Origin of the sequence: Enterobacter cloacae complex sp. IR5418, assembly GCF_049238105.1 — a bacterium.
In the GTDB taxonomy this organism is placed as follows: domain Bacteria; phylum Pseudomonadota; class Gammaproteobacteria; order Enterobacterales; family Enterobacteriaceae; genus Enterobacter; species Enterobacter hormaechei.
In genome coordinates, this window is the sequence record NZ_JBMKHS010000019.1 from 65,698 (window position 1) to 86,320 (window position 20,623).

Here is a 20,623-nt window from a genome sequence, read left to right on the forward strand (position 1 = left end):
CTCCTTAGCGAGACGGGATCAGATGCGGAAAATGTTCTTCTACCACCGCGTAGATCTGTTTGCCGATCGTTTCGCCGTCCATAATATTTTCGATTGGGATGAGATATTGCCCGTGACGCGGATCGAGACTGACCACATCAATGAGTTTTTTCGATATTGCATAGATATCGGCCCAGTCGGTAAACCCGCCCACCTCGCCCGCGGCGGTATGCTCCATCTCAAAAGCAATATTGTATTTCGCTAACGCTTTTTTCACGACCGTCTGTAACATTACGCTACTACCAACGCCATAGCCGCAAACAAACAGAATATTAATTTTTTCTTTCATCACACGTTCCTTTTAAAGGTGAAGAGATTTAGCCCGCATAAGGCCCAAGGTGGAATGTGGCTGCAATAAACTTAAGGATTTCACAAATGGCGGGCCATAATGTCGCCCAGTCAAAAATACCGGTCCAGCCCACTCCCTCGGCAGCAAGGCCGGTAAGCGGAATGGCCCAGATCGTGCCGAAGGTTTGAATCATTCCCAGCAGAAAGGTGCAAATAATAACGGAGCGGTAACCGCCTAATCGGTTGGCTAATACGCCAATAGGACCGCCGGAGAAAAAGAGCGGCACAAAACCCGGCAACACCATAATGGGACTTTTGGTGATAAGCAGAATACCCATCGAAAATATGGTGCCGAAGGTACAGAAGATAAATCCCAGCGTAGCGGCATTCGGTGAGAAGGGGAGCAGCGCCGCGACGTCGACAGCCGGAATGGCGTCAGGAATAAGACGGTCTTGCCAGCCTTTAAAAGAGGCATTAATTTCGCCGACCATCATGCGCACGCCCTGAAGCAAAATCACCATATACATGGAGAATTGCAGCCCGAGGTTAATAATATAGATATACCAGGGCTTGCCTTTCGCCATCGCCTGGACGTTATCAATCCCGGTTGTCAGTAAAAAACCGCCGACAAACAGCGTCATGACGATTGCGATAGAGGTGACGTTATGGTTAAAAATCGCCAGCCATCCGGGCAGTTTCATATTCTCGGCATCCTGTTTTTCCGCATCGCCAAACAAATGGGCGAATTTAGAAAAAAACCAGATCCCCAGCATCTGATTATGGGCGATGGTAAAGCCCGCATTATTGGTAATTTTGGCGATGGGTTTCGCGATCAGCGTCGTGGCGAAAGCCCAGAACAACCCGGTTAATATCCCGGCGATAATAATTGAGGGGACCCAGCCTAAGCCCAGCCAGAAGACGATGAGCCACAGCACAGCCTGAGAGTGGGATACGCCGGTATTACCGGTCAGGAAGATGCCTTTGACCCGTGTATAACGGCCCAGCAGCACCAGCAGCAGGTTGGTAAAAAAGGCCAGCACAAACACATAGCCGACAAAACCGAAATTATCGCCAAGCGCAATTTGGGTCGCCGCTTTCATGGCGTAGGAATCCATCAGGTAGCCATGAATACCATAAGACTGGCTGACAGCATCAGCCACAGGTTTAAACGTTGCCGAGAATTGAAAACCACCGAATAACACCATCATTAATCCCACCATGGCGCTTACCATGCCGGTAATAATTTTTATCGGTGATTTTTTATCGAGTGCGTACCCCAGACCGACCAACAAGCCTATTAAGATTGCAGGCTCGGTCAAAAAAGATTGTATTATGGCAATAAATTCAGAAAACATGTTCGACTTAACCTCCGTGATATTTTTATCCAGATAATTACATCCCGTTCACTGCTGTTGATGACGGGATGAATACTAGTAATCAAAATTAGTCATTAGAAGATTAAATATGATTTTTTGTGAGTGTCTTTGCAAAAATAGCAAGCTATAAACCCCAGTGATTTATTGGAATTTTTTAATTAATTATTTATATATAATCTATGAATGTGAATAAGAGGCGTAACGTGTATTCATCAGGATTATATTTCATCGATGAATATATTGATGTGTAATGATTTATTTTAGTGTTTTCATTGCTGATTAATTAGTATGAATTTGCAAAAATCGATCTATTTGTGTGCTATTCCACAAAATACAATTAAAACGAGGTATAGGTTTGTGGGTGAAGTCGTCAATACACCAGCGATGTTAAGTACAAACTAAGGACTCTGTAATGAAAGCAACCTCTACGGTAATTGTTAACCCTTATGATAAGAATAAGCTCAGTGCGCTTATTAAAATAGATTATTATCAGCCGGTAAGATTTAATTATACCGTTCATGGTAAGTCCAGTAATGTGGATTTTTATTATGCCAGCGATCGTTACGCTGTTAATCCCGAAGTCACCGTTGTCGGCCTCTATGCGAATTATGCCAATACCGTGACGCTGACGCTTTACACAGAACAAGGAGAGATACAAACCTCTGTTTTCACGATTTCCACTGAGGGCCAGGATTATGGCGATGTGGCCTTAACGTTAGCCATCAATATTGACGATCGGGACATGGCGGATAATACGCTGGGTCAGGGCTGGTTTGTAACCAGCGAGTGGAATGGCTACGATATTAACGGCGATTTACGCATTACAGGTCTGTTCCCGTGGATGTACGGTAATTTAAAAATTATCGACAATTCGCTGTGGTCAGCGCTGGCCAGTGAAACCTACGATCCCGATAAACATGCCTTTGCCCCCACGCTCTACCGCTTTAACCTTGCCGGAAAGGTAACGCAAACCCTTGCCGCACCGGCGGGCTATGGCTTTCACCACGACCTGACAACAGACGGCAAGGGCAACTTGTGGGTGTTAGGCTCGCTGCTGGACGGCTGGAGCGACCAGCAGAAGCTGGAGTGCATGCTCTACCGGTACGATCTCGCCAGCGGAACGCTGCTCTGGCAGCGTGACTACACCGCCGAGTTTATGGGGGCCACGGTGCTGGATAATACCGATACCAATGACGTACATTTCAACAGCCTGGAGTATATCGCGCAAACCAATCAGCTCATGATCAATTCCCGCTCAAGCTGTACCATTATTGGCCTTAATATTGACTCGGGCGATCCGGAGTGGATTATTGATAATCCCGCTTTTCCCACCCTCAATAGCGCGCTCAATCTGAGCGTGGTCGATGCCGATAATTTCACCTATCCTGACGGTGAGCACGCCGTGTTTATTACCAAAAATCGTCAATATGATGCCTGGCGAGGTGATAATAAAATCGTCATTTCTCTGTTTAACAATAACTCCTGTGCCGATGAAAAGGGGAATGAACTGGTGCGTATTATTGAATCGCCGCCAGTCGCTTATACTGCGGCGGAACTGGATTCTTTACCCACCGTGCTGGCCGTTGATTTATCTGCCAGGACGGTTCAGCGGCTGGATCAGTTCCACATTCCTGGTCAGCGAAGCGAGCTTACTTCATCGGTATTTGACGTGGGAGATGATAAGTTCAACGTCTATTTTGGCGCCGAGCAGTCATTCTTCGTCTTCGATACCGACAATAATATTGGGGTGTCGATATACAATATTGATTCCGGGTTGGGCTATCGTGGCCGTATTTTTTCCTTTGATGAATTGCGCACGCTGATATAAATCTGCTCTGGTGCGTTACCGTTGCTGTTCCGGGGGATGGGTTAATAAGTCTTCCGGGTGGATGCGCCGCAGATGGTAGTCCACCTGGTAATCGCTGGTGTTCCGGAACATCACGGAATAATTGAGGAACTCGCCGCTGTCGCTGTAGGAAAGGGAGGTGATGCGCAGCAGCGGCGTCTGTTCCGGCACATTCATATAACCGGCCAGCTGTTTATCTGCCAGCACTGGCGTCAGGCTCTCGTAATTGCCGCTGATGGTGATCCCACACTCCTTCTCGATGTAATCAAACTTAGACCCTTCGAGATGCGCCAGGGAAAGATTGCGGAACAGCTTCACCGGCATAAAGCTGTCCTCCAGCATCAGCGGTTTGCCGTCCACGTAACGCACCCGCCTTGAAAAATAGATCCGCTCATCAACCTGAATCCGCAGCTGGCTGGCGATGGCGGGCGGCGCGGGCATCACTTCGAACTGTAAGACCTTGCTCTGCACCTCTTTTCCCTGCTGACGCAGCACCTCCACCAGCCCCCAGCTCACAAGCAGGGCTAACGCTTTTCGAATGGTCATTCGCGCCACGCCGAACTCCTGCGCCAGCGCTTTTTCGCCGGGTACCCTGTCGAAAACCGTACCGAGCGCATCGGTGGCGAAGGCAATTCTGGACGATCTGATTGAAGCTAATAAGGATTACTGGCCAGAGCTGCACTAATCTTTCTGACCGGCATCGCCTGATGCCGGTCTCCTTGTCCTGGCTGAATTACGCTATGCTGAAGCCTGCATGCAGCACGACAAGGAACCTTGATGAACATTTCCCGTCTCGGTGAAGCGCCGGACTACCGCTTCTCACTGGCTAACGAACGCACGTTCTTGGCGTGGATCCGCACCGCCCTGGGCTTTCTGGCCGCAGGCGTCGGCCTTGATCAGCTCGCCCCCGATTTTGCCACCCCGTTGATTCGCGAAGTGCTGGCCCTGCTGCTGTGCCTGATTGCTGGCGTGCTGGCGATCTACGGCTATCTGCGCTGGCTGAAAAATGAAAAGGCGATGCGTCTGAAGCAGGATCTCCCCTACACGCGCGGCTTGCTCATTATCAGTACGATTTTGCTGATGGTTGCGGGCGTAGTGATGTTACTGGTGTTGTATGCCGGATAGCCGCAAAGCGCGGCGGGAAGCGGACCCCGGTCTTCAGCCGGAGCGAACCTCGCTGGCCTGGCTGCGCACGCTGCTGGGTTATGGTGCGCTGATGGTGCTGGCAGTCAGGCATAACTGGCAGCAGGCAGGCCCGCTATTTTGGGCCGCACTCGGCATTCTCGCGGCAGTGGCGCTGCTCCTGTGGTATTACACCCGCAGCCGTACGCGGATGGACGTCTCGCACTATGATTTTTCTGCCTCCCGCACGTTGAGATCTAAATTTTTGATCTCCCTCGCAGTGTTTTCTCTGGCTTTACTGTTTGCTGCTGGTCATGTTCATCACCTCATTAGCTTAATAAGGGATATTGCATGACAGGATGTCAGGTCATGGCCAAGCCAGCGGGTTCACGCTGCAATCTGGATTGTCGTTACTGTTTTTATATCGCTAAACCTCAGCAGCCGATGATGGATGACGTCACGCTGGACGCGTTTATTCAGCAGCACATTGATGCGCAGCTGGGGCCGGAGGTGCAGTTTGCCTGGCAGGGCGGAGAACCCACGCTCTGTGGGCTGGATTTTTTTCGTCGCGTGGTGGCGTTGCAGACACGGCACGCCCGCGGAAAACGGATCGTTAATGCTTTTCAGACCAACGGGATCGTGCTTAACGACGACTGGTGTACATTCCTGAGCGAGCACGACTGGCTGGTTGGTATTTCGCTGGATGGCCCAGCGGAGTTGCATGACGCTTACCGCGTGAGCCGCAGCGGCGGCCCTACTCACCATAAAGTCATCGCGGCGATTGACAAACTTCGCGCGCATCAGGTGTCGTTTAACCTGCTGACGGTCATTAACCGACAGAACAGTGGACAGCCGGAGCGGCTTTACCGCTATCTTCGCGACCTCGGCACCCCCTATGTGCAGTTTATCCCGCTGGTGGAGCACGGTAATCCGGAGTCAGTCAGCGACGTGCAGTGGAGCCACTTTCTGAAGACCGTTTTCGATATCTGGGTGCGAGAAGATATTGGCCGCGTGTTTGTGCAGCTGTTTGACTCCACGCTCGGCGTCTGGCGCGGCTATCCATCGCAAATGTGCGCGTTGGCCGGGCGTTGCGGACATGCTTTTGCGCTGGAGGCGAACGGCGATCTGTACCAGTGCGATCATTACGTCTTTCCGCAGTACCGGCTGGGAAATATTCACCAGACGCCCCTGGCGACGCTCAATGACAGCGATGCGGCGCGCGCGTTTGGCGAAGATAAACAGCGTACGCTGGCAGCGGAGTGCCAGCGCTGTCAGGTTATCGGCCTGTGCAATGGCGACTGCCCCCGCCATCGCCTGAATGGTAAAAGCGTGCTGTGCGCGGGCTACCGTGATTTCTTTTTTCACAGCGCGCCGTACATGCGGGCCATGCGCGACCTCATCAGGCATCAACGTTCGCCCGCTGAACTGATGAAACAGCTGCGGCAGAGCGGCTGACGATCAGGCGTTTCCCTTCGCCAGGTACTTCGCCATCTCGTCTTCCGGCACCATGCCGCCGCCGGTCGCCCAGACCAGGTGCGTGGTGTTGGCATCCGCCTGCACCCGCAGCGGCCCGGCCATCCCCGCCAGCGCCGACGGCTCCAGGCGAATCCCCTCCTCCTGCGCCAGCCAGCCGAGCAGGTCGTACATGCTCTGATCCGAGAGGGTATAGAACCCGTCAAGCAGACGCTCCATCGCGCGGCCCACGAAGCCGGACGCGCGGCCTACCGCCAGCCCGTCTGCCGCCGTCACGTTATCAATGCCCAGATCCTGCACGGCGATTTCATCGTGCAGCCCGGTGTAAACGCCCAGCAGCATGCACGGCGAGTGCGTTGGCTCCGCGAAGAAGCAGTGGACGTTATCGCCAAAGGCCAGCTTCAGGCCAAACGCCACGCCGCCGGGGCCACCGCCTACGCCGCATGGCAGGTAAACGTACAGGGGATGATCGGCATCCACCACGCGGCCCTGTTCGGCAAACTGCGCTTTCAGGCGTTCACCTGCCACCGCATAGCCCAGGAACAGCGTTCGTGAGTTCTCATCATCAATAAAGAAGCAGTTCGGATCGCTTTCCGCCGCTTTGCGCCCTTGCTCCACCGCCACGCCGTAATCCTGCTCATATTCCACCACGATCACGCCGTGGCTGCGCAGTTTGGCTTTTTTCCATTCGCGGGCGTCGGCGGACATATGCACCGTGACCTTAAAGCCGATGCGCGCGCTCATGATGCCGATGGACAACCCCAGATTGCCGGTTGAGCCAACGGCAATGCTGTACTGGCTGAAGAAGGCTTTAAAGCGTGGCTCCAGCAGAATGCTGTAATCGTCTTCGAGGCGCAGCAACCCGGCTTCCAGCGCCAGTTTTTCCGCATGGGTCAGCACCTCATAAATACCGCCGCGCGCTTTAATGGAACCGGAGATCGGCAGATGACTGTCTTTTTTCAGCAGCAGCGTGCCGGGGATCGTCGCGCCAGACTCCTGCTCCAGACGCGTTTTCATCGCCTGGATCGCGACCAGTTTGGATTCGATAATCCCGCCCGTTGCCGCCGTTTCCGGAAACGCCTTCGCCAGGTAAGGCGCAAAACGTTGCAGACGCGCATGGGCGTCGTCCACGTCGGCGCGGGTCAATCCAACGTACGGCAATCCTTCTGCAAGCGTGGTGGTACGTGGGTTACGCCAGGTGGTCTCTTTCAGGGCGATCAAATCCGCCAGCAGCGGAAACCGGTCGATGAGGCTGGTAAGGTCAGTCGTTTTCATAATCTGTCTCAGAATTTAGTTCGTTCTGACTCTACACCAATTGTGAAAAAGCATGCTAAATACAGAGTAAAGCATTTGATGATTTGCAAGGGGCGTCGTGTTAAAGCCGTTGATTGTCACCATGTTAGCGATCGCTTCCGGCTGGGCCTGTGCTGCTGAGCCGCCCCTGACGGCTGCCCGTTACGCGCAGATGCTGGGGGTCGGGATGGATGTCGACTGGGCCCGCACCGAGCGCGGTATCCGCGAATTCGATCCGCTGGTGGTCCGTGATTTCCAGGCGAAAGGCATACACCATGTCCGTATTCGGGTGGCGGGCGAACCCACGGAAGCGCGGCTGATTCACCTGCGCAAGCTGGTGGAGGCCTGCGAGCAATACGGCGTCATCCCCATCATCGCTTATCAGGCTGATGAATATAAAAACGACCCGAAAGCGGATACCGAAGACGCGGTGATCAACTGGTGGATAGCCGTGGCGCACTATTTTGGTCAGCGCTCGCCGTTACTGGGGTTTGACCTGATCTACGAACCGGCGGACAAGCTCAACCACAATATTGCTTCGCTCAACCGGGTGTATGAGAAAGCGATCAAAGACATTCACGCCATTGATGCCAGCCGGATGATTTTTATCGCCCCTCGTCTGCGCGCCGCGCCGGAGGATTTATCCAGCCTGAAGCTGCCCGCGCACAGCCAGAATTACCTGCTGGCGGAGTGGCATATTTTTCCCTGGGGTCCGCTGAAAACGAACGGCAAGTACCCGTGGACGTCCGGAACCGCGGCGGAGAAAGCGGCTATCCGTAACCGCATCAATACCGCGCTGCACTGGCAACAAAAAACCGGGCACGTGAGCTGGGTTGGCGGCTGGGGCGTGGGGGAATCGAAAAGTCTGACGCCAACCGCCTCGCAGATGGCGTTTGCCACGTTTATGGCCTGCGAGCTGCAACACGCGAAAATCCCGTACGCGCTGAACGCGGATGTCCAGTTTTACGACGGGGAAGAGGGGGCGTGGCGGCCTGCACTGGAGCCGTTATTGCAGGCGATGCTTGCGCCCGTCTGTGAAAAGCCCGGCGAAAAGCCGGGCCATCACGCGGTTAAACCGGCTGTTCGTGATGCGGGACGCGCGACGCCAGCGGCAGCCAGCACAGTAAAATCAGCAACCCCATCAGCGTCATAAGTAAACCCAAACTCGCCTGCCCGGTCTGCGGCATCATAGCCGAAAGCCAGGCCAGCGCACCGGAACCGATATTCTGCAAACCGCCCACCAGCGCGCCCGCCGTGCCTGCGAGGAACGGGAACGGCTCCATCGCGCCACTGGTGGCGAGCGGGAACAGCATTCCCGCGCCGAAGAAGAACAGCGCCGCCGGGATGAGCAGCGTCCAGACCGACATCACGTCAAACAGCCCCGGGATCCACATCATCAGACCCGCCAGCAGGCAGCTGATCACCGACTGCCACATCAGGGTAGAGAAACGTTTGTTCGGACGTCCGGCAAACCACGCGCCGAAGAACGCCGCCGGGATCGGCAGAATAAACAGAATGCTCACCACCATACTGCTCAGACCCAGACCCGCGCCCAGCAGTACGCCAGAACAGGCTTCAAACACGGCAATGCCCGCCAGACCGCCGATCAGCATCAACAGATAACAGGTAAACGCCCCGTTACCGAACAGCGTTTTATAGCTGGCGATAAGCTTCGTGCGCGGCGCGTCCTGTGGGCGGGTTTCCGGCATCCAGCGCGCCATGCTGAAGGTGACAATGATGCACAGCACCAGCAGGAAGGCGTAACAGGCGCGCCAGGACCAGACGGTATCCAGCAAACCTCCAATCAGCGGCGCCAGCAGCGGGCTGACCAGAATGCCCATATTTAACAGACTGTTGGCATGGCGAAGCTGGGTGCCCTGATACATATCACGCGGCAGGGTACGCGCCATCACCCCGCCAACACCGGTGCCCACGCCCTGAAGGGCGCTGGCGGCAATCAGGACGGTCAGGCTGTGCGTGGTAATGGCAATTACCGTCGCCACCATGAAAATACTCATGCCCACCAGAATAACCGGACGACGCCCGACGCGATCGGACAGGGGACCATAAACCAGCTGCGAAACGCCATAGGTCAGCAGGTAGGCTGCCATTACGCTCTGTACCGCACCTTCGCGGACGCTCAGATCTTTTGCCATATCGGCAATCGCCGGTATGTAGATGGTTTGCGCCATCTGTCCGACGGCCACCAGTAACACCAGCATCAACAATAAGTTCACGTTCCGTTGTTTTTTCATGTCGCTGAATACTTTTGCCAAAAGAGATAAATAAAGAATAAGTGACTACGCATTCCCATAAATGCGCGAGGAATCTACCACAGAGAGATGGCAATTTAAGCATTGTCGCGGTGAATGAAAAAAGCGGATAAGGCAGGATTTGTAAACAAGATCGGCAACTAATGTTGCCAGTGATTTACGCCAGACGCAGCAGGATCGCACCGGCGGCAATGCCCAGCGCTGCCGCGATGCGCAGGCCCACAACCTTCTCTTTTAAAAGCACAAATGCGATTAATGCGCCAAAGAGAATTGAGGTTTCACGCAGTGCCGCGACCACAGCAAGCGGTGCCTGCGTCATCGCCCAGAGCGCCAGACCGTAAGATCCCATCGTCCCGACGCCGCCGAGCAGCCCTTTTTTCCAGTGCAGGCGCAGGTAGCTGGACGCTTCACGACGCCGCGCTACCATTGCCCAGCTTAGCAGGCAGAAGCCGTTCATAAAGAAGGTCCAGAGCGTATAGCCCAGCGCGGTGTCCGAGAGCCGCACGCCGGTACCGTCTACCAGCGTATATCCGGCGATAAAACAGGCGTTCAGCAGCGCCAGCCAAATCCCCTTGCGTGACTGCATGCGGCCGTTCATCGCCATCGCCAGAATCGACAGACAAATGACCCCAATGCCGGACCAGGCAAGCCAGGAGAGATGATCCCCGAGCGCCATTACGCTGATCAGCGCCACCAGCAGCGGGGCGGTACCGCGCATCAGCGGATAGGTCTGGCTCATGTCGGAGACCTGATAGGTCTTCGCTACCAGCACGGTGTACACCACCTGTAAGGCGCAGGAGACAAACAAAAACGGCCAGCTTGCGGCAGAAGGCTGTGGAGAGAAGGGCAGTAAAACCAGGGCGATAACCGCGGCTGAACCACTAACGCCGATCGCAGAGTAGAGTTTATCCGTTCCGGCTTTAACGATGGCGTTCCAGCTGGCATGCAGCAGTGCGGCGAACAGTAAAATGCAGAAAACGGTGATGGTCATGGCGTATCGGTTGGTGAAATGTCATACAACTGTAACATTCACCCGGCGAGGCTGCCAGCCGCTTACACCGCACAAAAAAGGCGGTGCGTCACCCGGGGTTCGTCTGATACCAGCCGGAAGCCCGCCCGATGATAAAATCCGTACGCGGTTTCCGGCGCATGGGTATTAAGAAAATCAAACCAGATGCTGGCATCCGCCATCACCACGGTCAAAAGCTGTTTACCAATGCCCTGCCCACGGCACTTCTCGCTGACGTAAAGATGACGAATACGTCCGGCGCGCGGCTGCTGGCTAAACGGATTGCGGTTGAGGCCGCACACGCCCACCAGCCTGCCGTTAAGAAACGCCCCCAGCAGTTTTTCACCCGGCGCGTTAAAGCGGTTTTCACCCCGCTGCCAGTTCTCTTCCAGCCTGCGCAGCATGTTGAAATTCAACGCGATACTTTCCGCCTTCAGGGCGATATACCCTGGTTCATCAGGCGTGACAGGCTCAATTAACAGACGCGACATAGCATTCCCTCGTTATTAAAGAGGGGCGGTTGCCCGCCCCTCTCAGGTGCGACTTGAACCTGAATCACTTAACGTATTTCAGGACAGCATCAAGCAGTTGCAATACAGCAACAATGAGTTTGAGGATAAGTATGACCATATCCACGACGCTCATACGCGTCTCCTTTTGGTTAAAAGGAGCACGATGCTGGCGTACCTTTCCGCCGCCTGTGACCAGCACCTGGATTGACGTAACACAGTGTGCTCACTTCAGGGGTTAAGGCACTGACGGCACCACCCGTTTCAGCCAGGACTTCGTTGCGCCGGTAAACTGCGGCCCCCTCGCTCACTGCGAACACCCTCAGTATAGATAAATACTGTATGCATGAACAGTATTTTATGGACAAAATTTGGAAGGCGATCCATACTCAAAAACGTCAAAATCCGTGCCGGAATTGCGCGTTCGTCTTCGATCGCGTATACTTTTCGCGTTGACGTAACACAGTGTGTTCTGCGGCGACCAACCGCAAAACCCTGATAAAAACCTCGCTTAGGCGGGGTTTTTTGTTTTCTGACGAAGTGAAAATAGTATCTTCGGAGAAACATCGCACTAAGGGGAAGAAATGATGATCGTCGCTGATGCAATGAAAGCTACGCACGCCCTTGTTGCGGCCGTTCCTTTACTGGGTGAACAGTCGAGCGAGAAAGATTATAAGGATGCGCTTGAGCTGGTTGAGTATCTCCTTATGAACGAGCCCAATAGCCCCTTGCTGGATATTGTGTGCGCCAGAATTAGCCGTTACGAAGCCAATCGGCCAGAGATAGTCGCATTACGCAAGGAGATGGAGTCTGTTCCTGTCGGAATTGCAGTTTTAAGAACCTTGATGGATCAGTACAAACTGACAATCTCGGATTTTCAGGATGAAATTGGTAGTAAATCGATGGTTTCACGGGTTCTGAATGGTCAGAGACAGCTTACTCTGAACCATATTAAAAAGCTGGCGGCCAGATTTGGGGTTTCACCTGCGCTGTTTATAGAGTGAGTAAAAACCCCTTTTTTGAGTGTCATCCCCCAACAAACGAAACGTGATCCCTGACGCATTTTTGCGCAGATGAAAATATTTCCATTGTCACATCCGTAAACCTGTGTTTGTATAAATTCAATCAATGATTCCAAACACAGGTCCCCAATGACTTCATCCATCTTCACTTCGACCCTACTAAAAACTGCGCAACCAGCCGCAGTGGTCGTCGTGCGTGTGGTGGTGGTCGTCGGCAATGCGCCGTAGGGACTGGATCAACACACGAATCCAAAACCCCGCCGGCGCAAACCGGGCGGGGTTTTTCGTTTAGGACCCTCCCCGGAAGGCTGGCTCAGAAGAAAAGGACTGGAGCATGGCAAGTTCGGGCACAACATCCACAAAGACGCGTTTTACAGGCGCGCAGCTGATTGTTCATTTACTGGAACGACAGGGCATCACCACCGTTGCGGGCATCCCGGGTGGGACCGTACTGCCGCTGTACGATGCGTTAAGCCAAAGCACCCAGATCCGTCACGTGCTGGCGCGCCACGAGCAGGGGGCAGGCTTTATCGCTCAGGGCATGGCGCGTACCCAGGGCAAACCGGCGGTCTGTATGGCCTGTAGCGGGCCGGGCGCCACTAACCTGGTGACCGCCATCGCTGATGCGCGCCTCGACTCCATTCCGCTGATCTGCATTACCGGCCAGGTGCCGTCCTCGATGATCGGCACCGATGCGTTCCAGGAAGTCGACACCTACGGTATCTCTATCCCCATCACCAAACATAACTATTTAGTTCGCGATATCAGCGAGCTTCCTCAGGTGATCAGCGATGCGTTTCGCATTGCCCAGTCTGGCCGCCCGGGTCCGGTGTGGATAGACATTCCTAAGGATGTTCAGACCGCAGAGATCGAGATCGACGTCCTGCCGGAGCCGGGCGAGCGTGCCCCCGCACCGGAATTCAGCGCTGAAAGCGTGCGCGACGCCGCCGCCATGATTAACGCCGCCAGACGTCCGGTGCTCTATCTGGGCGGCGGGGCGATCAACGCCGCGGATGAAATCCGCCAGTTTGCGGAAAAAGCCAACCTGCCGACCACCATGACCCTGATGGCGCTGGGCATGCTGCCCAAAGCGCACCCGCTGTCATTGGGCATGCTGGGCATGCACGGCGCGCGCAGCACCAACTACATCCTGCAAGAGGCAGATTTGCTGATAGTTATGGGCGCGCGTTTTGATGACCGGGCGATTGGAAAAACCGAGCAGTTCTGCCCGAACGCCAAAATCATTCATGTGGATATCGACCGCGCCGAGCTGGGTAAAATCAAGCAGCCGCACGTGGCGATCCAGGGCGACGTGGCCGAGGTGCTGGCGCAGCTGATCCCGCAGACGGAGGCAACCGAGCGCGCCGACTGGCGTCAGCTGGTGGCCGATCTGCAACGCGAGTTCCCGGGCGCTATCCCAACCGAGGGCGACCCGCTGAGCCACTATGGTCTTATCAACGCCGTTGCCGCCTGTGTGGACGACAGCGCGATTATCACCACCGACGTCGGCCAGCATCAGATGTGGACCGCCCAGGCGTATCCGCTGAACCGTCCGCGCCAGTGGCTGACCTCCGGCGGCCTTGGCACCATGGGCTTCGGCCTGCCCGCAGCGGTTGGTGCGGCGCTCGCCAACCCGGACCGCAAGGTGATCTGCTTCTCCGGTGACGGCAGCCTGATGATGAATATTCAGGAGATGGCTACCGCGGCCGAAAATCAGTTAGACGTCAAAATCATTCTGATGAACAACGAGGCGCTGGGCCTGGTACACCAGCAGCAGAGCCTGTTCTACAAGCAGGGGGTATTTGCCGCGACCTATCCGGGAATGATTAACTTTATGCAGATTGCCGCCGGTTTTGGCCTGCACACCTGCGATCTGAACGCCGAAGAAGATGCCCACGCGGCGTTGCAGGACGCGATTTCTCGTCCGGGTCCGGCGCTGATCCATGTGCGTATCGACGCGGAACAAAAAGTGTATCCGATGGTGCCGCCGGGTGCGGCCAATACTGAGATGGTGGGGGAATAAGCCATGCAGAAACAACATGAAAACGTCATTCTGGAACTCACCGTCCGCAACCACCCTGGCGTTATGACCCACGTCTGCGGGCTGTTTGCCCGCCGGGCGTTTAACGTGGAAGGCATTCTGTGTCTGCCGATTCAGGGCAGCGAGCACAGCCGCATCTGGCTACTGGTGAACGATGACCAGCGTCTGGAACAGATGATGGCGCAGATCGACAAGCTGGAGGACGTCACCAAAGTGGCGCGCAACCAGTCGGATCCCACCATGTTTAACAAAATTGCGGTGTTTTTCGAATAGATCGCTTAAGGTAAGCGTCTTTCGCTCTTGTAGGCCGGATAAGCGCAGCGCCATCCGGCGTTTTCAGACCGCAGGAACACCCATGACCACCATCGCCCTTATCGACGACCACCTTATCGTTCGCTCCGGATTTGCCCAGCTTTTGAACCTCGAACCGGATTTTCAGGTCGTGGCCGAGTTTGGCTCCGGTCGCGAGGCGCTGGCGGGCCTGCCGGGGCGCGGGGTGCAGGTCTGTATCTGCGATATCTCCATGCCCGACCTCTCCGGGCTGGAGCTGTTAAGCCAGCTGCCGAAAGGGATGGCGACGATCATGCTCTCGGTCCACGACAGCCCGGCGCTGGTCGAGCAGGCGCTCAACGCGGGCGCGCGCGGCTTTCTCTCTAAACGCTGTAGCCCCGACGAGCTGATCGCCGCCGTGCGCACCGTCTCCACCGGCGGCTGCTACCTGACGCCGGATATCGCCATCAAGCTGGCGGCGGGACGGCAGGATCCGCTCACCAGGCGCGAGCGTCAGGTGGCAGAGAAACTTGCCCAGGGCATGTCGGTGAAAGAGATCGCCGTAGAGCTGGGGTTATCGCCAAAAACCGTGCACGTTCACCGCGCCAACCTGATGGAAAAACTCAACGTCAGTAACGATGTCGAGCTGGCGCGCCGTATGTTTGACAGCTGGCAATGAATTCCCTGTTTTCGCGGCTGATCGCCGTCGTTGCCAGCTTTTTCATCTTCTCCGCCGCCTGGTTCTGCCTGTGGAGTATCAGCCTGCATCTTGTCGAGCGCCCCGAGCTGGCGGTGCTGCTGTTTCCCTTCGGCCTGCGTCTGGGGCTGATGCTCCAGTGCCCGCGCGGCTACTGGCCCGTTTTGTTCGGCGCAGAGTGGCTGATGCTGATCTGGCTGGCGCAGGAAGTCGCTCTGGCGAATCTGCCCTTATTGATGACCGGAAGCCTGCTCACGCTTCTTCCCGTTGCGCTGATTTCCCGCTACCGTCACCAGCGCGACTGGCGCACGCTGCTGCGTCAGGGGGCGGCGCTGATTGCCGCCGCGCTGTTGCAGTCCCTGCCGTGGGTGGGCGAAAAGGAGGTGCTTAACGCCCTGCTGCTGACCCTTACCGGCGGCCTGACGCTGGCACCGACCTGCCTGGTTTTCTGGCACTATCTCACCAGCACCGTCTGGCAGCCGCTCGGCCCGGCACTGGTATCGCAACCGGTGAACTGGCGCGCCCGGCACCTCATCTGGTATCTGCTGCTGTTTGTGGTGAGCCTGTGGTTGCAGCTTGGTCTGCCCGCCGAGCTTTCACGCTTCACGCCGTTTTGTCTGGCGCTGCCGATTATCGCCCTGGCCTGGCACTACGGCTGGCAGGGGGCGCTGATTGCCACGCTGATGAACGCCATCGCGCTGATCGCCAGCCAGACCTGGCACGATCACCCGGTGGATCTGCTGCTGTCTCTGCTGGCCCAGAGCCTGACCGGGCTGCTGCTCGGGGCGGGCATTCAGCGCCTGCGCGAGCTGAACCAGTCCCTGCAAGCCGAGCTGGCGCGCAACCGCCGCCTGGCGGAGCGTCTGCTGGAAACCGAAGAGAGCGTGCGGCAGGAGGTCGCCCGCGAGCTGCACGATGATATCGGCCAGACCATCACCGCCATTCGCACCCAGGCGGGCATTGTTCAGCGTCTGGCAGCGGAAAACGCAGGCGTGAAGCAGGGCGGGGCGCATATCGAACAGCTTTCGCTGGGTGTCTATGACTCCGTTCGTCGCCTGTTAGGACGGCTGCGCCCGCGCCAGCTTGACGACCTTACGCTTGAGCAGGCGGTGCGTTCCCTGATGCGCGAGATGGAGCTGGAAAGCCGCGGGATTGTCAGCCATCTCGACTGGCGCATTAACGAACCTGCGCTGAGCGAAGGCCAGCGCGTGACGCTGTTTCGCGTCTGTCAGGAAGGGCTGAATAACATCGTCAAACACGCCAGCGCCAGCGCGGTGACGATCCAGGGCTGGCAGCAGGACGAGCGCCTGATGCTGGTGATTGAAGACGACGGCTGCGGCCTGCCGCCTGGCTCCGGCCAGCAGGGGTTTGGTCTGGCGGGCATGCGCGAGCGCGTAAAGGCGCTGGGCGGCACGCTGACCCTCTCCTGCACCCACGGGACGCGCGTCAGCGTCAGTTTGCCGTTAAGGACGATGCATGTTTAAAACCCCCGCCAGCGCCGCCCCGCTAAGCAACAAAGCGGAAATCGACGCCCGCTACCGCTACTGGCGTCGCCATATCCTGATTACCATCTGGCTCGGCTACGCGCTGTTCTACTTCACCCGCAAAAGCTTCAACGCCGCCGCGCCGGAAATCCTCGCCAGCGGCGTGATGGCGCGCACCGACATCGGCCTGCTGGCGACGCTGTTTTACATCACCTACGGCCTGTCGAAGTTCTTCTCCGGCATCGTCAGCGACCGCTCCAATGCGCGCTATTTTATGGGCGTTGGGCTGATCGCCACCGGCGTGGTGAACATCCTGTTTGGCTTCTCCACCTCGCTGTGGGCCTTCGCCCTGCTGTGGGCGCTGAACGCCTTTTTCCAGGGCTGGGGCGCGCCGGTCTGCGCTCGTCTGCTCACCGCCTGGTACTCACGTAACGAGCGCGGCGGCTGGTGGGCAATCTGGAACACCGCGCATAACGTCGGCGGGGCGCTGATCCCGATGGTGGTGGGGGCGGCGGCGCTGCACTACGGCTGGCGCGCGGGAATGATGATTGCCGGTGGCCTCGCGATTGTCGCCGGGCTGTTCCTCTGCTGGCGCCTGCGCGACAGGCCGCAAACCGTCGGCCTTCCGCCGGTGGGCGACTGGCGGCACGACGAGATGGAGATCGCCCAGCAGCAGGAGGGCGCGGGGCTGACCCGCCAGGAGATCCTCACCCGATACGTGCTGAAAAACCCCTACATCTGGCTGCTGTCGCTCTGCTACGTGCTGGTCTACGTGGTGCGGGCGGCCATCAACGACTGGGGCAACCTGTACATGTCCGAGACGCTGGGCGTGGATCTGGTGACCGCTAACTCGGCGGTGACGATGTTCGAGCTGGGCGGGTTTATCGGCGCGCTGGTGGCGGGCTGGGGCTCGGATAAGCTGTTCAACGGCAACCGTGGTCCGATGAACCTCATTTTCGCCGCCGGGATTTTGCTCTCCGTCGGCTCGCTGTGGCTGATGCCGTTCGCCAGCTACGTCATGCAGGCGGCGTGCTTCTTCACCATCGGCTTCTTCGTCTTTGGCCCGCAGATGCTGATCGGCATGGCGGCGGCGGAGTGCTCGCACAAGGAGGCGGCAGGCGCGGCGACGGGCTTTGTCGGGCTGTTTGCCTACCTTGGCGCATCGCTCTCCGGCTGGCCGCTGGCGCGGGTGATCGACGTCTGGCACTGGAGCGGTTTCTTCGCGGTGATCGCTATCGCGGCGGGGATCTCCGCCCTGCTGCTGCTGCCGTTTTTGCACGCCCAGGCACCGCGCGAAGCGTGACGCGCTTCACCTTTTGCTGCCGAAGGGTGAAAAACTAAGACATTTTCCCGGTTTTACCTGGACGCTGTCTCAGGCATCTCTCCCGGCTGATTTTTACAATGCTGCAAAAATCAGCTCAGGAGTAAACCAACCATGCTGGCCTTCCTCAATCAGGTGCGCAAGCCGACCCTGGATCTGCCGCTCGACGTGCGGCGCAAGATGTGGTTCAAACCGTTCATGCAGTCCTATCTGGTAGTCTTTATTGGCTACCTGACCATGTACCTGATCCGCAAAAACTTTAACATCGCGCAGAACGACATGATCTCGACCTACGGGCTGAGCATGACGCAGCTGGGGATGATCGGCCTGGGCTTCTCCATCACCTACGGCGTGGGGAAAACCGTTGTTTCCTACTACGCGGACGGCAAAAACACCAAGCAGTTCCTGCCGTTTATGCTGATCCTCTCCGCCATTTGTATGCTCGGCTTTAGCGCCAGCATGGGCGCAGGCTCCGTCAGCCTGTTCCTGATGATCGCCTTCTACGCCCTGAGCGGTTTCTTCCAGAGTACCGGCGGGTCGTGCAGCTACTCCACCATCACCAAATGGACGCCGCGCCGCAAGCGGGGTTCGTACCTCGGTATGTGGAACATCTCCCACAACCTCGGCGGGGCGGGTGCGGCAGGCGTGGCGCTGTTTGGCGCGAACTACCTGTTCGACGGCCACGTGATCGGCATGTTTATCTTCCCGTCGATTATCGCCCTGATTGTCGGCTTTATCGGCCTGCGCTACGGCAGCGATTCCCCGGAATCCTACGGCCTCGGCAAAGCCGAAGAGCTGTTCGGGGAGGAGATCAGCGAAGAGGACAAAGAGACAGAAGAGAACGAGATGTCCAAATGGCAGATCTTTGTTGAGTACGTACTGAAAAACAAAGTGATCTGGCTGTTATGTTTCTCGAACATCTTCCTCTACGTGGTACGCATCGGTATCGACCAGTGGTCAACCGTGTATGCCTTCCAGGAGCTGAAGCTTTCTAAAGAAGTGGCGATTCAGGGCTTCACCCTGTTCGAAGTGGGGGCGCTGGTCGGCACGCTGCTGTGGGGCTGGCTCTCAGACCTCGCCAACGGCCGTCGCGCGCTGGTGGCCTGCGTCGCGCTGGCGCTGATTATCGCCACCCTCGGCGTCTACCAGCACGCCAGCAACCAGTACGTTTACCTGGCCTCCCTGTTCGCGCTCGGCTTCCTGGTGTTCGGTCCGCAGCTGCTGATCGGCGTGGCGGCAGTGGGCTTCGTCCCGAAAAAAGCGATCGGCGCCGCCGACGGGATTAAAGGCACCTTCGCCTACCTGATCGGCGACAGCTTCGCCAAGCTGGGTCTGGGGATGATCGCCGACGGCACGCCGATTTTCGGCCTCACCGGCTGGGCGGGCACCTTCGCCGCGCTGGATGCCGCCGCGATCGGCTGTATCGTCCTTATGGCGATGGTAGCGGTACTGGAAGAACGTAAGATTCGCCGTGAGAATCGTGCGCAGAAATTAAAAGTAGCCTGAGTGTGCAGGTAACTTCTTTGCCCGGTGTGTGATGCCGGGCTTTTTTTTATTTTTAGACTTAATAACTGTGCCGAATAGTTGATCACTTTGAGGGAACTCAGCCCGGATAGTACGATCTGATCAATCGCCAAATCAAACAAATCACCATCCGGACTGAGCGATGCCGATCAGAGCACCAATTCCCCGTGACGAACGATGCCTGATGCAGAAGCAATCCATAAAACGCACGATAAAAATTATGCGCGTAGGCTGACCGACATGTTGATGCTTCACTGGAGCAGTCGCGTTATCGACGTTGCCAGAACACTTATACATGCTGGAACCGCTCGCCACTGGAAGCCGTCTGCGGGGCGGGTATAGCGTAGCGCTGCATTAACCCTGCGTATCCGGGACCGCTTAAGGATGAAAAGATGGCGGCAATCCACAAGGAGCAGGATTAATTCAGCACAGAGCACCCGGTATTTTATGAAGATAAAGTGGATATTCATCTCAATCCCAAAATCGGTGCGGACTGGCAACTGCTCGGACAGCAAAAACGTGTAGTGACGCCCGGTCAGAATGATAAATATTATCCGTCTGGCGCGTTACACAGCGGAACGGGCAAGGTCAGCTATGTGGGTGGTAACAACAAAATTTCAGCCTTATTTATCAGTCTTTTAAAGAATCTGAAGACGACGTACCGGCGGGAAAAACGATAACGCTCATTGAGGACAATTACATTATCCACCAAAGCCGGGAAGCGCAGTGCTAGCTGAAGGAAAATCCGAAGTTCAGGGTAATTGATCAGCCGGTTTACTCACCATGGATGAATCATGTTGAACGGTTATGGCTGACGCTTCCCGTCACGATAACACTTAATCATCAGTGCCGTTCAATGTGTCAACTGCTGAAAAAAGGTTCGTCATTTTATGGAAACCGTCAGCCCATTCCCCGGAGGTGAACATGGGCTGGCAAAAGTGTAGCGATATTAGATGCAGCTATTTAGCAGATCAGAAAGACTTTGTTGAATAAATCGAACTTTTGCTGAGTTGAAGGATCAGATCACGCATCTTCC

Annotated in this window: 21 protein-coding genes and 2 pseudogenes; 15 read left to right on the forward strand and 8 right to left on the reverse strand. The window is 56.3% G+C overall.

Annotated elements, in window-relative coordinates; genetic code table 11:
- Positions 1 to 4: 4 nt before the first annotated feature.
- Both ACOTX7_RS15405 and ACOTX7_RS15410 read right to left on the reverse strand, forming a co-directional pair.
- Positions 5 to 328, reverse strand: coding sequence for a PTS sugar transporter subunit IIB (locus tag ACOTX7_RS15405; protein ID WP_033487033.1), 324 nt, complete (start codon positions 326 to 328; stop codon positions 5 to 7).
- Between the two features lie 28 nt (positions 329 to 356).
- Positions 357 to 1,682 (reverse strand): PTS sugar transporter subunit IIC, encoded by a 1,326-nt coding sequence (locus ACOTX7_RS15410; protein WP_006808786.1) that lies wholly within the window; start codon positions 1,680 to 1,682, stop codon positions 357 to 359.
- Between the two features lie 433 nt (positions 1,683 to 2,115).
- Between ACOTX7_RS15410 and ACOTX7_RS15415 the strand changes: the two genes are divergently transcribed.
- Positions 2,116 to 3,531, forward strand: a complete 1,416-nt coding sequence (locus ACOTX7_RS15415; protein ID WP_221813587.1) for an aryl-sulfate sulfotransferase — start codon at positions 2,116 to 2,118, stop codon at positions 3,529 to 3,531.
- A 15-nt stretch (positions 3,532 to 3,546) separates the two neighbouring features.
- On the opposite strand, the gene ACOTX7_RS15420 is transcribed toward ACOTX7_RS15415, so the two are convergent.
- A complete protein-coding gene (locus ACOTX7_RS15420) occupies positions 3,547 to 4,182 on the reverse strand; it encodes a GntR family transcriptional regulator (RefSeq protein ID WP_407045041.1) in 636 nt (211 codons plus the stop codon).
- On the opposite strand from ACOTX7_RS15420, the pseudogene ACOTX7_RS15425 reads away from it, so the two are divergent.
- From ACOTX7_RS15425 to ACOTX7_RS15440, 4 genes and pseudogenes are all read left to right on the forward strand, one after another.
- Positions 4,139 to 4,234: pseudogene (locus ACOTX7_RS15425) on the forward strand (hypothetical protein); the annotation flags it as partial. The gene ACOTX7_RS15420 and the pseudogene ACOTX7_RS15425 overlap by 44 nt on opposite strands.
- 92 nt (positions 4,235 to 4,326) lie before the next feature.
- Entirely contained in the window at positions 4,327 to 4,674 is a 348-nt protein-coding gene (locus ACOTX7_RS15430; protein WP_001027451.1) for a YidH family protein, read from the forward strand.
- Positions 4,664 to 5,026, forward strand: a complete 363-nt coding sequence (locus tag ACOTX7_RS15435; protein ID WP_006808791.1) for a DUF202 domain-containing protein — start codon at positions 4,664 to 4,666, stop codon at positions 5,024 to 5,026. The genes ACOTX7_RS15430 and ACOTX7_RS15435 overlap by 11 nt, the downstream gene beginning before the upstream one ends.
- Positions 5,023 to 6,126 carry an anaerobic sulfatase maturase gene (locus ACOTX7_RS15440; protein ID WP_221813586.1) on the forward strand — a complete coding sequence of 368 codons (1,104 nt, stop codon included), beginning with the start codon at positions 5,023 to 5,025 and terminating at the stop codon, positions 6,124 to 6,126. The genes ACOTX7_RS15435 and ACOTX7_RS15440 overlap by 4 nt, the downstream gene beginning before the upstream one ends.
- 3 nt (positions 6,127 to 6,129) lie before the next feature.
- Here the strand turns inward: ACOTX7_RS15440 and dsdA are convergent, their stop codons facing one another.
- Positions 6,130 to 7,419, reverse strand: coding sequence for a D-serine ammonia-lyase (dsdA, locus tag ACOTX7_RS15445; protein ID WP_221813585.1), 1,290 nt, complete (start codon positions 7,417 to 7,419; stop codon positions 6,130 to 6,132).
- A 97-nt stretch (positions 7,420 to 7,516) separates the two neighbouring features.
- On the opposite strand from dsdA, the gene ACOTX7_RS15450 reads away from it, so the two are divergent.
- Positions 7,517 to 8,590, forward strand: coding sequence for a cellulase family glycosylhydrolase (locus ACOTX7_RS15450; RefSeq protein WP_221813584.1), 1,074 nt, complete (start codon positions 7,517 to 7,519; stop codon positions 8,588 to 8,590).
- Here the strand turns inward: ACOTX7_RS15450 and emrD are convergent.
- From emrD to tisB, 4 genes are all read right to left on the reverse strand, one after another.
- Positions 8,508 to 9,692, reverse strand: coding sequence for a multidrug efflux MFS transporter EmrD (gene emrD / locus ACOTX7_RS15455; protein WP_032673715.1), 1,185 nt, complete (start codon positions 9,690 to 9,692; stop codon positions 8,508 to 8,510). The two genes, ACOTX7_RS15450 and emrD, sit on opposite strands and share 83 nt — an antisense overlap.
- A 175-nt stretch (positions 9,693 to 9,867) precedes the next feature.
- Positions 9,868 to 10,701 carry an EamA family transporter gene (locus ACOTX7_RS15460; RefSeq protein ID WP_205925074.1) on the reverse strand — a complete coding sequence of 278 codons (834 nt, stop codon included), beginning with the start codon at positions 10,699 to 10,701 and terminating at the stop codon, positions 9,868 to 9,870.
- Between the two features lie 62 nt (positions 10,702 to 10,763).
- Positions 10,764 to 11,210 (reverse strand): GNAT family N-acetyltransferase, encoded by a 447-nt coding sequence (locus tag ACOTX7_RS15465; RefSeq protein ID WP_148393848.1) that lies wholly within the window; start codon positions 11,208 to 11,210, stop codon positions 10,764 to 10,766.
- Positions 11,211 to 11,274: 64 nt separating this feature from the next.
- On the reverse strand, positions 11,275 to 11,364 hold the full coding sequence (tisB, locus tag ACOTX7_RS15470; protein WP_045284243.1) for a type I toxin-antitoxin system toxin TisB: 90 nt from the start codon (positions 11,362 to 11,364) through the stop codon (positions 11,275 to 11,277).
- Between the two features lie 448 nt (positions 11,365 to 11,812).
- On the opposite strand from tisB, the gene ACOTX7_RS15475 reads away from it, so the two are divergent.
- The 9 genes and pseudogenes from ACOTX7_RS15475 to ACOTX7_RS15515 all read left to right on the forward strand — a co-directional run bounded on the left by ACOTX7_RS15475 (position 11,813) and on the right by ACOTX7_RS15515 (position 20,531).
- A complete protein-coding gene (locus ACOTX7_RS15475) occupies positions 11,813 to 12,232 on the forward strand; it encodes a helix-turn-helix domain-containing protein (RefSeq protein WP_221256707.1) in 420 nt (139 codons plus the stop codon).
- 147 nt (positions 12,233 to 12,379) lie between these two features.
- Complete coding sequence (gene ivbL, locus ACOTX7_RS15480; RefSeq protein WP_057979964.1) at positions 12,380 to 12,478, forward strand: ilvB operon leader peptide IvbL; 99 nt, start codon at positions 12,380 to 12,382, stop codon at positions 12,476 to 12,478.
- 106 nt (positions 12,479 to 12,584) lie between these two features.
- Positions 12,585 to 14,273, forward strand: coding sequence for an acetolactate synthase large subunit (gene ilvB, locus ACOTX7_RS15485; RefSeq protein ID WP_221256708.1), 1,689 nt, complete (start codon positions 12,585 to 12,587; stop codon positions 14,271 to 14,273).
- Positions 14,274 to 14,276: 3 nt separating this feature from the next.
- Positions 14,277 to 14,564, forward strand: a complete 288-nt coding sequence (gene ilvN / locus ACOTX7_RS15490) for an acetolactate synthase small subunit (RefSeq protein ID WP_006808802.1) — start codon at positions 14,277 to 14,279, stop codon at positions 14,562 to 14,564.
- Between the two features lie 82 nt (positions 14,565 to 14,646).
- Positions 14,647 to 15,240 (forward strand): transcriptional regulator UhpA, encoded by a 594-nt coding sequence (gene uhpA / locus ACOTX7_RS15495; RefSeq protein WP_003861054.1) that lies wholly within the window; start codon positions 14,647 to 14,649, stop codon positions 15,238 to 15,240.
- On the forward strand, positions 15,237 to 16,742 hold the full coding sequence (gene uhpB, locus ACOTX7_RS15500; protein WP_221256709.1) for a signal transduction histidine-protein kinase/phosphatase UhpB: 1,506 nt from the start codon (positions 15,237 to 15,239) through the stop codon (positions 16,740 to 16,742). The genes uhpA and uhpB overlap by 4 nt, the downstream gene beginning before the upstream one ends.
- Positions 16,735 to 18,045 (forward strand): MFS transporter, encoded by a 1,311-nt coding sequence (locus tag ACOTX7_RS15505; protein ID WP_006808804.1) that lies wholly within the window; start codon positions 16,735 to 16,737, stop codon positions 18,043 to 18,045. The genes uhpB and ACOTX7_RS15505 overlap by 8 nt, the downstream gene beginning before the upstream one ends.
- A 132-nt stretch (positions 18,046 to 18,177) precedes the next feature.
- Positions 18,178 to 19,569 (forward strand): hexose-6-phosphate:phosphate antiporter, encoded by a 1,392-nt coding sequence (uhpT, locus tag ACOTX7_RS15510; protein WP_006808805.1) that lies wholly within the window; start codon positions 18,178 to 18,180, stop codon positions 19,567 to 19,569.
- A 160-nt stretch (positions 19,570 to 19,729) separates the two neighbouring features.
- A pseudogene (locus ACOTX7_RS15515) lies at positions 19,730 to 20,531 on the forward strand (IS630 family transposase).
- Positions 20,532 to 20,623 lie beyond the last annotated feature (92 nt).